The organism is Burkholderia sp. D-99, from assembly GCF_011605345.1.
Taxonomy (GTDB): Bacteria; Pseudomonadota; Gammaproteobacteria; order Burkholderiales; family Burkholderiaceae; genus Burkholderia.
The window spans coordinates 83,799-95,549 of record NZ_JAAOXM010000014.1 but is presented as its reverse complement, the minus strand read 5'-3'; the positions used below and the strand labels follow the sequence as shown (position 1 = coordinate 95,549).

The following is an 11,751-nucleotide window of genomic DNA, read 5'->3' as shown; positions in this document are numbered from 1 at the left end:
GCTTAGCGCGGCGCGTGCTTGCCGATCACGACGCGCCACGGACGCACGCGCCACGATTTCACGAGGCCGTTCTGCACATACGGATCGGCGCGTGCAAACGATTCGGCCGCCTCCGGCGAATCGCCTTCGAATACGAGCACGGCCTGGTCGGCCGGGTCCGACAGCGCGCCGGCGAGTACGAGTTCGCCGCGCTCGGTCGCAGCCTGTGCAAGCGCGAGGTGCTGGGCGCGGTACGGTTCGCGACGGGACAGGTAATCGTCGACGAGTTCGTAGATCAACTGGTAATGCATGCGTTGCTCCGGGAAGGGTTGGCGGCCACGGCCGTCGTGCCGGCGCGGCTTTCGGTCAGTCTGCTGCGGGCAGTATAGGACAGCCGGGTGGCCAGCGCGCTGCAGCAAGAAGCGTGTTCTCGCCCCCTAAATTGCAACTAACGGTCAGGACATCTTGCGCCCTCGAATCCTGACCGCGCTCGTGCTTTTGATCCAGGCGCCTGTTCATTTCGTTCTGCAAGGCCGGGAGGCGAGATCCGCATCGATGATGCGGTCACGTCTGCAGGGCAGGGCCCGGGGGACGTGCCGCACGCGCGGCGCGTCGGCCCCGGCGGCGCGCGCCTAAGCCTTGTATCCGATCGTGCGCAGCAGATCCTTGCGCCAGCGCACGTCGTCGTCGTTCTCGACGCCGAGCGGCGGAAAGCCGTCGACGACGCCGACGATCCCGCGCCCCTGCGCGGTTTCCCCGACGATCACGTCGGTCGGGTTTGCGGTCGCGCAGTAGATCCGGCAGACCTCCGGCACGGCCTTGATCGCATTGAGCACGTTGACCGGATAGAAGCCGTCGCCGAGGAACACGATGAACGCGTGACCGGCGCCGATCGCAAGGGCGTTGCGGCACGCGAGTTCGACGAGTTCGGCATCGGTGCCGGAACGGCGCACGAGCCGCTTGCCCGATGCCTCGCAGAACGCGAGCCCGAAACGGATGCCGGGCACGGTGCCGACCAGCGTCTCGTGGATGTCCTCGACGGACTTGATGAAATGCGACTGGCCGAGGATGAAATTCACGGCCTCGGGCTTGTCAATGGCAACGGATTGCAATTGCAGCATGGCGGACCTCGTCTGGCGATGCGGCGCGTGCCGCAATGGGCTCTCCAAGCTTAGTACGCGGCGGCCGGCGTCGAAAGCCGCGGGCGCGTCCTATCCTTCGTTGTGTAGGGCGCGCGAGCGCGAATGCAACGGAGGGCAACATGGACGTGCGACACGGCTTCGTCGACTGCGTGGGACGCACGCCGTTGATCCGGCTGACGAAGCTCAGCGCGGAAACCGGCTGCGAAATCCTGGGCAAGGCGGAATTCATGAATCCCGGCGGCTCGGTGAAGGATCGCGCGGCGCTCTACATCATCCGGGACGCCGAGCGGCGTGGCGCGCTGAAGCCGGGCGGCACCGTCGTCGAGGGCACGGCGGGCAACACGGGCATCGGTCTTGCGCATATCTGCGCGGCGCGCGGTTATCGCTGCGTGATCGTGATTCCCGATACGCAATCACCGGACAAGATGGCGATCCTGCGCACGCTCGGTGCCGACGTGCGCCCGGTGCCGGCGGCGCCGTACCGTGACCCGAACAACTATCAGAAAATTGCCGGACGGCTCGCGGACGAACTCGACAACGCGGTATGGGCCAACCAGTTCGACAACATCGTGAACCGGCAGGCGCACTACGAGACGACCGGGCCGGAAATCTGGCGCGACACGGCGGGCACGGTCGATGCGTTCGTCTGTGCGACCGGCACGGGCGGCACGCTGGCGGGCGTGAGCCGCTACCTCAAAGAGCAGAATCCGGAGATCCGGATCGTGCTGGCCGATCCGCACGGCAGCGGGCTCTACGGTTACGTGAAAACGGGCGACCTCAGCGCCGAAGGCAGCTCGATCACCGAAGGCATCGGTTCGACGCGCGTCACCGCGAATCTGGCCGGCGCGCCGATCGACGACGCCGTGAGGATCGACGATACGCAGTGCGTGACGATGGTCTACCGGCTGCTGCGCGAAGAAGGGCTGTACGTCGGCGGATCGAGCGGCATCAACGTCGCGGCGGCGGTCTGGCTGGCCCGCCGGATGGGCCCGGGGCATACGATCGTGACCTTGCTGTGCGATCACGGCGACATCTATCGTGCGCGGCTTTTCAACCGCGAATGGCTGCGCGAAAAGGGGTTGGAACCGGAGCGGGCGCCCGAATGAGGAAGGGGCGAAGCGGCGTTTCCATTGGCTCGAATGCGACCTATGCTGAACAAATCCGGAGCGAACTCCGTTCGCCCGATTCGCCCAGACGAGGTGTGCCATGCCTGTATCTGCCACCCTGCAGGATTGCCTGCGCCAGAAGTCATCGCGGTACGAAGTGGTGTACCACCCCTATAGCCATACGAGCATGGAGACCGCCGCCGCCGCGCATATTCCCGGCGATCGCCTCGCGAAAACGGTGCTCCTTGAAGACGACGAAGGCTACGTCGCCGCCGTATTGCCGACCACGCACGCCGTGCGCCTGTCGGATCTCTGGGTGAAGACGGGACGCCATCTCGTGCTTGCCCGCGAGGTCGAACTGCGCGAGCTGTTCAAGGATTGCGACATGGGTGCGCTGCCGCCGGTCTGCATGGCGTACGGAATGAAGACGTTTCTCGAGGAACGTCTCGCGCAGCAGCCGGAAGTCTATTTCGAGGCCGGCGACCACGAAGCGCTGATCCACATGATGCAGGATGAATTCCTGATGCTGATGGAGACGGCCGAGCGTGCGCATTTCTCGCACAAGATGCAGGGCATGCAGTCCTGACGCACACGGTGCATGGGCATTTGCCGGAGCGTGTGTAACAGGGTTGTGTGTCGGGGCAATCGGCGAGTTTTCGGCTAGGTGTTTCGATATGCGAAATATTATGTCGAGCTTTTCAGGTGGCTGATCAACCTGAAATTTCCATCGCATTCCAGATTAACTGTCCGGATATCTTCTGCGTGCCAGACGTTTTGAGGAGACGATATCGGCCAGTTCGAGGCGGTCGATTGACGCGCCTGGCGACCGATGCGGGCATTGACGAAGCGAGGGTGCGCATCCAGCCGGTCGCTTCCCGGACGACCCGTTTTGGTGCGGTGCAGGAAATACGCCTTTATTTATGTTGAAGCGGCTTAATATCCGGTTTTGCATATATCCATACAATTCAATTACCGTTTAATAATAAAAGTTTGATTTGTGCTTACCGGAATATTATTTGAATAAACCCTCCAAACTTTGTATTCGGGCATCAAATAAAGTTTGACGCGCAAATTTTTTCCTTGCTATCTTCTGCACCCAAGTGAACGGCGCCAGTGACATCACCGTGTAACGAACGGCTAATCGTCATGCGACTTACAAGGTGCCGCCCGCTCAGCTGACAATTGCCTGAACGAGCAGGCGCGTGGTTTTCCGGTACCACACCGGGCCGCGCCGGCCGGAACGATTCCTTGAAAAAGAATGAATTGGAATTCGAATGTAATTCTTTCAATTCGGATTGCTAATTGAATTTGAAATGAAATGTTCGGGTTGATGCGGTGGTGATGCCGACCTGGCTTCACCGTCGGCTGCAATCCGAAACTGGGCGAATCGCTTGGGGGATGGATGGTGGGCATGAAAGTCGAAGAACGTCTGGCTACATCGAACAGCGGACTGGCTACGCTGGGCCGTCCGCGAGAGTTCGGCAAGAAGCAACAGAACCCGGTACGCCGGTTCGGCGGCATCGGAATCGTCCTGGTGCTGCATGCAGTGCTGATCTACGCGCTGCTCAACGGCCTGGCGACGAAAGTCGTCCAGGTTATCCAGCACCCGATCGAAACCCGCATCATCGAGCCGGTCAAGCCGCCGCCGCCACCGCCGATGCCCGTGGTCAAACTCCCGCCGCCGAAATTCGCGCCGCCGCCGCCGCCGTTCGTCCCGCCGCCGGAAGTGCCGGTGCAGGCGCCGCCGCAGGCGACGATCACGCACCAGTCGGCCCCGGTACCGTCCTCGCCGGCCGTGCAGGCACCGGTCGTGGCGCCCCCGGCACCCGCCAAGCCCGTCAGCCATGACGTGGGGGTCGTCTGCCCGAACTCGGACACGCTGCGTGCGTCGATCCAGTATCCGAAGGAAGCACAGGAAAACAACATCACGGGCGACGTGACGATCGAATTCGTCGTGGATGCGGAAGGGAACATCACGAACGAGCGCGTGGCGCAGTCGGCGGACCCGATCCTCGATCGCGCTGCTTTCAACACCGTGAAACGATTCAAGTGCGTCGCGCAGGGCCAGTCGGTGCGGGTCCAGGTACCGTTCTCGTTCAATCTGAATTGATGCAGTGGGCGGCCCGGCGCGAACCGGGCCGGGAAAAACCATCTCGAACTGACGTATTAAGTTCACCGAAATAACTGGAGTGGGGTATGACGAAGCGTTCAATGGCCGCGCTGGCGGCAAGCATCCTGATGTCCGTCGCCGCAATCGACGGGTTCGTTGCGCCGCAGCTCGCCCATGCGCAGGCAAGCGGCGCGGCCGACACATCGGCACAGGCCGCGGCGCCGTCGGCCGCGCCGGCCACGGCTCCAGCCGCCGCCGAGCCGGCTCCGCCGCCCGCACCGGCCGCAACGGTAGCGGTCGAGAATCCGTACGGGCTCGGTGCGCTATGGAAGAACGGCGACTTTGTCGCCCGTTTCGTGCTGATCCTGCTGGTGATCATGTCGATGGGAAGCTGGTACATCATGATCACGAAGTTCCTGGAGCAGTTGCGTGCCAACCGCCGCGCGAAGCTGGCGGATGCACAGCTCTGGTCCGCGCCGTCGCTGGCCGAGGGCGCCAAGCTGCTCGACGAGGCGTCGCCGTTCCGGTTCATCGCCGAAACGGCAATCGAGGCCGGCGAGCATCATGAAGACGCGCTGCTCGAAGCGGTGGACCGCAACACGTGGATCGACGTCTCGGTCGAGCGCTCGATCACGAACGTGTCGAACCGGATGCAGGACGGACTCGCATTCCTGGCGACGGTGGGCTCCACGGCGCCGTTCGTCGGGCTGTTCGGCACGGTCTGGGGGATTTATCACGCGCTGACGGCCATCGGTATCGCCGGCCAGGCGTCGATCGACAAGGTCGCGGGCCCGGTGGGCGAGGCGCTCATCATGACCGCGATCGGCCTCGCCGTCGCGGTGCCCGCGGTGCTCGGCTACAACTTCCTGGTCCGGCGCAACAAGTCGGTGATGGAGCGGGTTCGCAACTTCGGCGCGCAACTGCATACGGTGCTGCTGGCCGGCAATCGGCGCCCGGTGCGCGCATCGTCCTCGTCGCCTGCAGCAGCATCGCTTGCGAACTGATCGGCTGACGGAGACGCGCGATGGCCATGAACGTCGGGCAGGACGATAGCGACGAGGTGATCGCCAACATCAACACGACGCCGCTCGTCGACGTGATGCTGGTGTTGCTGATCATCTTCCTGATCACGATTCCGGTCGTGACGCACACGATCCAGCTTCAGTTGCCGAAGGAAACGGTGCAGCCGCTGCAGACGACGCCGAAGAGCATCGAGATCGCGGTGAACCGCGACGGCGATTTCTTCTGGGGCGAGCAGCTGGTGGATGCACAGACACTGCTCGCGAAGCTGAAGGACGTGTCGCAACAGCAGCCGCAGCCGAGCGTCCACGTGCGGGGCGACCAGAACACGCGTTACGAGTTCATCGGTCGGGTGGTCACGATGTGCGAGCGCGCGGGGATTGCGAAACTGTCGTTCATTACGGAGCCGCCCGCGCGCGGTGGATAGTCGTGCACGGGAGCGTTGGTGAGGCAGGGGGCCGGCGGCAAGGGTTGAAGCACTGATGCCGGGCGACCGCGAAGCATGGGATCTGCGTGAGTGCTGAAGTGCTAACGCCGGTCGACCGCGAAGCATGGGGCCAGCGTGAGTGCTAAAGCGCTAATGCTGATCGACCGCGAAGCATGGGATCTGCGTAAGTGCTGAAGGACTAACGCAGATCGACCGCGAAGCATGGGACCAGCGTAAGTGCTGAAGCACTAACGCAGATCGACAGGAGTCGACGATGGGAATGAATGTGCCTTCGGGCGGAAGCAATGCCGAACCGGAAGTGATGGTCGATATCAACACCACGCCGCTGATCGACGTGATGCTGGTGTTGCTGATCATGCTGATCATCACGATCCCGATTCAGATGCATTCGGTGAAGATGGACCTGCCGGTGGGCAATCCGCCACCGCCGGCCACGCCGCCGGAAATCGTGCAGATCGACATCGACTTCGACGGCACGACGACGTGGAACGGTGCACCGGTGCCGGACCGTACGGCGCTCGAGGCGAAACTGACCCAGGTGGCGGCGGAACCCGTTCAGGCGGAAATCCACCTGCGCCCCAACAAGCTGGTGCCGTACAAGGACGTGGCCGCCGTGCTCGCGTCCGCGCAACGCGTGGGCGCGACCAAGATCGGCCTGATCGGTAACGAACAGTTCATGCAATGACGACACGGACGAGCCGATGAACCAGCGACGATGGAAACGGATGATGGCGGTGGCGGCGCTCGGCGCGGCAGGCTTGCTCGGACGCCCGGCGTTGCCGGCGGACGCACTGCGGCCGGACGTGGCGAAACCGTTGGCGGCCGCACAGGAGCTGTACCGGGCGCACAAGTATCGCGACGCGCTGGGCAAGATTGCCCAGGCGGCCGCCGTGCCGAACCGGACGCCGTACGAAACCTACATGGTGGAGGAGATGCGCGGCGCGGCCGCGATGGCGGCCGGCGACCCGGGTACGGCCGCGCAGGCCTACGAGGCCGTGCTGAACTCGGGGCGGCTGTCGGGCGAGGACGAGCAGCGGACGACGGCGGCGCTGGCCGGCATCTACTTCCAGCAGAAGAACTACCCGCTGGCGATCCGGATTGCCCAGCGCTACCTGAAGGCTGATGGATCCGATCCGGAAATGCGCACGCTGCTCACGCAGTCGTACTACCTGTCAAACGATTGCGCGCCGCTCGTGAGCCAGTTGAAAGCGAGCACCGACGCGCAGGCGAATGGCGGGCACGCGCCGGATGAAGGGCAGTTGCAGATGCTTGCGACCTGTGCTCAGAAGGTGAAGGACGGCAACGCGTATCGCAGCGCGCTCGGGCTGCTGGTGGCCTACCACCCGAGCCCCGCGTACTGGGACGAAATGGTCACGGCCATTCGCGGCAACCCCGGCTATCTGCCGTCGCTCGACCTCGACATCTACCGGTTGCGCCGGGCGACAGGCTCGCTCGCGACAGCCAACGCGTACATGGAGATGACGCAGCTCGCGCTGGTTGCGGGGTCGCCCGCCGAAGGCAAGCAGGTGATCGACCAGGGGTTCGCGTCCGGCGTACTCGGCAAGGACGCGCAGGCGGATCGCGAGAAGCGGTTGCAGACGCTCGCAGCAAAGCGCGCGCAATCGGGCGGGGACGCCGCAACGCCGGCTGCGCCGATCGACGCGGGTATGAACCTCGTCTTCGCAGGCAATGCGCAGCAGGGGCTGCCGATGATGGAGCAGGCGATCGCGAAAGGCGGGCTCGAGCATCCCGATGCGGCGCGACTGCGGCTCGGCGAGGCGTATTACGTGGCCGGCCAGAAGGCGCGGGCGGTCCAGGTACTGCGCACGGTCAAGGGTACCGACGGTTCCGGTGATCTCGCACGGCTCTGGACGGTGGTGGCATCCCGGTAACGCAACGCAAGGGTACGACGGCGCACGGTGCGCGAGCGGATGCGATCGGCAAGCGAGGTGCCGCCGCGATAGCACCGATGCACGACGGGCAGGTCAGCCGATGGAAAGGGGCAACCTTTTTGATTAGTAAACCGAATGAAATGTGCGAGGGCTGCGCGGCCGCGCGACGCAGGTGCCGTGCCGCACCACGCGTGGCGTGCAGCCGGGTATCGCGCCGGGCCGGTCGCGTCACGGCATCGGTCGACGCTTGACGACATCAAACCGAATTCGACTGCGAGGGTCCGTCTTTCCATGGCTTTGCCCCCTGATGAGTCGGTGCTCGTCGCCGTGTCGCTAGGCAACAAGATCCGGGCGCTGCGCCAGCGCCTGAAACTCACGCTCGACGAAACGTCCACGATCGCCGGCATTTCGAAGCCGTTCCTGTCGCAGGTCGAGCGCGGGCGGGCGACGCCGTCGATCACGTCGCTGGTCCGGATCGCGAAGGCGCTGGGCGTGACGATGCAGTACTTCATCGACACGCCGACGGAAGCGCGCTCGGTATGCCGCGGCGATGCGCTGCAGTATTTCCAGTTCACGAACTCGGCCAGCCGGTTCGCCCGGCTGACGAATCTGGTGGACGGCCGCAAGCTCGACGCGATTCTCGTCAGGATGCCGGCGGGGCAGTTGTCGTCCGAGGTGACGACGCATGCGGGCGAGGAGTTCGTCTACGTGTTGCGCGGGCAGGTGGCGCTGACGCTCGAGGATTGCACGTTCACGCTGAACGAGGGCGACACCGCGCATTACGAATCGACGATGCCGCATGCGTGGCGCAACACGGCCGACGAAGAGGCGGTGATCGTCTGGGTCGGCACGCCCAGGCTGTTCTAGCAAAGGCGGCCGGCGCGGCAGGCCGCCACGAAGGAGAAGTACCCGATCGGTAGCGGAGGGTGCGCAGTACGGCGCGTGCAGAGGCTCGCCGTGTGCATCGCGGCTGTCCGTCGAATCGGCAGGAAGCAGGCAAGGCGCTCAATGTAGGTGGTTAGCATGACGAATCAAAATAGAAAACGACGGTGATGCTGAAAGGTGCTGGTGCCCCGAAGCCGATCCGTTCGAGTCGTGGCAGTCGAAAGCATGGCAATCGCGGGTTCCGGCACACGGGCACCCAGGACGCGCAAGGAATTCACAAGGTTCCGGCGCACAGCAGGTGGGGTCTTACTACGAGCGAGAGGGAACAAGATGAAGCAGAGAGTTTTGGCGTTGGCCATCAAGAGGATAGTCTGGGCGGAACTGGCGCTGACGGCAGTCCTGGCGCCGCCGGCGTTTGCCCAGAGCCAGCCGGCGCCGGGCGCCGTCGCGGTCGCCGATGCGGTCGCGAACGGCGCGCCCGTGACCGTTGCACAGGCGGGTGGCACGCCGGGCGCCGCCGCTGCCACGGGCGCCGCGGCGCCCGATGCGCCAGCGGGCGCGGCAACCGAGGCCACGCCCGCTGTACCCGGTGCGAACGGGCAGGGCAAGGTCGCACAGATCAAGCGCTTCGAAGTGACGGGTTCGCTGATCCGGCAGGCCGACAAGACCGGTTTCCAGCAGGTGCAGACGATCACGCCGAAGGAAATCCAGGCCAGCGGCGCGGTGACCGTCACCGACTTCCTGCGTGACGCGGCGGCCAACTCGGCGAACAGCTGGGGCGAAGGGCAATCGGGCAACTTCGCGGCCGGCGCGGCCGGCATCGCGCTGCGCGGCCTGTCCGAGAAGTACACGCTCGTGATGGTCGACGGCCAGCGCGTCGCACCGTATGCATTCTTTTCGAACAGCGTCGACTCGTTCTTCGACCTCAACACGATCCCGCTCAACGACATCGAGCGGATCGAAATCGTGAAGACGGGCGCCGTGTCGCAGTACGGTTCGGACGCGATCGGCGGTGTCGTCAACATCATCACAAAACACGATTTCCGTGGCCTGCAGCTCGACGGCAGCCTCGGCAGCGCGATCAACGCCGGTAACGGCGACGGCACGGTGAAGTTCGGCGTGCTCGGCGGCTTCGGCGACCTGAACGCCGACCGCTTCAACGTGACGGCCGCGATGAGCTACTACAAGTCGAACGGCTTCACGCTGGCCGACCGCGATTCGACGCGCAACCAGGACTTCACGGGCAAGCCGGGCGGCTTCTCGCTGCTCGCGCCGTCGTACTGGAACATGCCCGGCGGTGTCGCGCAGGCGCTGAGCGGCGGCTGCCCGTTCGGCGGCTCGGTGCATCCGGCCGTGTCGAATTCGCTGTCGGCCGGGTCGCAGGGCACGGTCTGCGGGTACAACACCGCTGAAAGCACGTCGATCCTGCCGATGACCGAGCGCCTGAACGCAAAGCTCCATGCGGACTTCAAGATCGATGACAAGACGACCGCATTCGCGGATTTCCTCGAGAGCTACAACACGACCACGACCAACGACGGCTTGTGGAACAACGTGATCGGCAACTCGCAGAACCCGGCGCTCGTCTGGAATCCGCAGACGAAGCTGCTGTCGCCGTTCAACTTCACGGTACCGGTCAGCAACCCGTACAACACGACAGGCGCGGCCACGCCGCTCACCTACGCGTTCCCGAACACGGTCGCGCAGAAGACCTGGGCGAACTACTGGCGTGCGGCCGCCGGCATCAAGGGGTCGTTCACGCTGCCGTACGGCGACTGGGACTGGGCGACGTCGGTCAGCCATTCGCAGAGCACGGTGTCGAACGTGTTCACGAACCAGCTGAACGTCAATGCGCTGAACAACATCTACCAGAACGGCACGCTGAACTTCGCGAACCCCGCGGCGACGCCGAACGCGTTCAACGGGCTGTACCAGGAAGCGAACAACTTCGGCATCTCGAAGCTCGACACGATCGACGCGACGCTGTCGACGCCTAACCTGTTCCATCTGCCGGCCGGCGACGTCGGTATCGGCTTCGGCGCGCAGTTCACGCACCAGAGCGAAGTGCTGACGCCGGGCTCCGAATACCTGAGCGGGGCGGTCATCACGCCGGACCTCGAGACGGTGAACGGCCAGCGCAACGTCGCGGCCGTGTATTACCAGATCAACGTGCCGATCCTCGAGAACCTGACGTTCAGCCAGGCCGGCCGCTACGACCACTACACGGACGTGGGCGGTGCCTTCTCGCCGCGCTTCGCGTTGCGCTACCAGCCGATCAAGGCCCTCACGCTGTATACGTCGTACAACCGCGGGTTCCGCGCACCGACCTTCGTCGAGGACAGCAAGTCGCAGACGCTCGGCATCCAGATCGACCCGGCCACCGGCCAGAACTATACGTCGATCACCGTCGGCAACCCGAACCTCGCGCCGGAACGCACGCGCAACTTCAACATCGGCTTCCAGGTGTCGCCGAGCCGCTACACGGATCTCGGCTTCGACTGGTACAAGATCCGCATCGACAACGTGATCGGCCAGGGTGCGCCGTCGCAGGTCGTGACCGATCCGACGACGGGCCAGCTGCTGTACAAGGTGATCCCGTACCAGAACCTCGGCTACCTCGACACGAACGGCTTCGAAGGCACGTTCCGCCAGGGGCTGCCGCTCAAGGGCTGGGGCACGGTCACGCTGTCGGGTGACTGGGCGTACATCAACAGCTACAAGATCGGCTTCCCGGGTGGCACACCGGTGAACGGCGCGGGCAACAACTACACGATCACGCAGCCGTTCGGCGGCAGCTTCCCGCGCTGGCGCGGCAACACGACGCTGGACTGGAACTACCGGAAGTTCGACGCGGCGCTGACGTGGGAATTCACGGGCCCGTACGCGCAGAACCTGATGCCCGCACCCGCCCCGTCGAAGGTCGGGTCGTACAGCCAGTTCAACCTGATGATGACGTACACGGGCTTCAAGAACTGGACGATCTACGGCGGCATCAACAACCTCTTCAACCGCACGCCGCCGTACGACCCGGAATTCGCGAACGGCACGCTGGACCAGAGCGGGTACGACACGTCGGTGTATTCGTACATCGGCCGGTTTGCGCAGATCGGCGCGACGTACAAGTTCTGATGGCGATCGCGATGCACTGACAGGCTTTAGACCGGCCGCT

Annotated in this window: 11 protein-coding genes; 9 read left to right on the top strand and 2 right to left on the bottom strand. The window is 64.3% G+C overall.

What is annotated here, in order from left to right; all coding sequences use genetic code 11:
- Window positions 1-2: 2 nt before the first annotated feature.
- Together HAV18_RS33605 and HAV18_RS33600 are read right to left on the bottom strand one after the other, a co-directional pair.
- A complete protein-coding gene (locus HAV18_RS33605) occupies window positions 3-290 on the bottom strand; it encodes a YciI-like protein (protein WP_166964543.1) in 288 nt (95 codons plus the stop codon).
- A 321-nt stretch (window positions 291-611) separates the two neighbouring features.
- Window positions 612-1,100 (bottom strand): adenosine-specific kinase, encoded by a 489-nt coding sequence (locus HAV18_RS33600; RefSeq protein WP_208102223.1) that lies wholly within the window; start codon window positions 1,098-1,100, stop codon window positions 612-614.
- Window positions 1,101-1,240: 140 nt separating this feature from the next.
- On the opposite strand from HAV18_RS33600, the gene HAV18_RS33595 reads away from it, so the two are divergent.
- From HAV18_RS33595 to HAV18_RS33555, 9 genes are all read left to right on the top strand, one after another.
- A complete protein-coding gene (locus HAV18_RS33595) occupies window positions 1,241-2,227 on the top strand; it encodes a cysteine synthase A (protein WP_166964541.1) in 987 nt (328 codons plus the stop codon).
- A gap of 100 nt (window positions 2,228-2,327) precedes the next feature.
- The gene (locus tag HAV18_RS33590; RefSeq protein ID WP_122945468.1) at window positions 2,328-2,813 is read left to right on the top strand and encodes an aminoacyl-tRNA deacylase; all 486 of its coding nucleotides are present in this window, start codon (window positions 2,328-2,330) and stop codon (window positions 2,811-2,813) included.
- An 825-nt stretch (window positions 2,814-3,638) separates the two neighbouring features.
- A complete protein-coding gene (locus HAV18_RS33585; RefSeq protein WP_166964539.1) occupies window positions 3,639-4,337 on the top strand; it encodes an energy transducer TonB in 699 nt (232 codons plus the stop codon).
- A gap of 86 nt (window positions 4,338-4,423) precedes the next feature.
- Window positions 4,424-5,341 carry a MotA/TolQ/ExbB proton channel family protein gene (locus tag HAV18_RS33580; protein WP_166964538.1) on the top strand — a complete coding sequence of 306 codons (918 nt, stop codon included), beginning with the start codon at window positions 4,424-4,426 and terminating at the stop codon, window positions 5,339-5,341.
- A 20-nt stretch (window positions 5,342-5,361) separates the two neighbouring features.
- On the top strand, window positions 5,362-5,784 hold the full coding sequence (locus tag HAV18_RS33575) for a biopolymer transporter ExbD (RefSeq protein WP_021160935.1): 423 nt from the start codon (window positions 5,362-5,364) through the stop codon (window positions 5,782-5,784).
- Window positions 5,785-6,058: 274 nt separating this feature from the next.
- Window positions 6,059-6,490: a biopolymer transporter ExbD gene (locus tag HAV18_RS33570; protein ID WP_048022780.1), complete on the top strand. Its 432-nt coding sequence runs from the start codon at window positions 6,059-6,061 to the stop codon at window positions 6,488-6,490.
- A gap of 16 nt (window positions 6,491-6,506) precedes the next feature.
- Complete coding sequence (locus HAV18_RS33565) at window positions 6,507-7,697, top strand: tetratricopeptide repeat protein (RefSeq protein ID WP_166964535.1); 1,191 nt, start codon at window positions 6,507-6,509, stop codon at window positions 7,695-7,697.
- A gap of 291 nt (window positions 7,698-7,988) precedes the next feature.
- Window positions 7,989-8,564 carry a helix-turn-helix domain-containing protein gene (locus HAV18_RS33560; protein ID WP_166964533.1) on the top strand — a complete coding sequence of 192 codons (576 nt, stop codon included), beginning with the start codon at window positions 7,989-7,991 and terminating at the stop codon, window positions 8,562-8,564.
- 348 nt (window positions 8,565-8,912) lie between these two features.
- Window positions 8,913-11,711 carry a TonB-dependent receptor gene (locus HAV18_RS33555; protein WP_166964531.1) on the top strand — a complete coding sequence of 933 codons (2,799 nt, stop codon included), beginning with the start codon at window positions 8,913-8,915 and terminating at the stop codon, window positions 11,709-11,711.
- The last annotated feature ends 40 nt before the right edge of the window (window positions 11,712-11,751 follow it).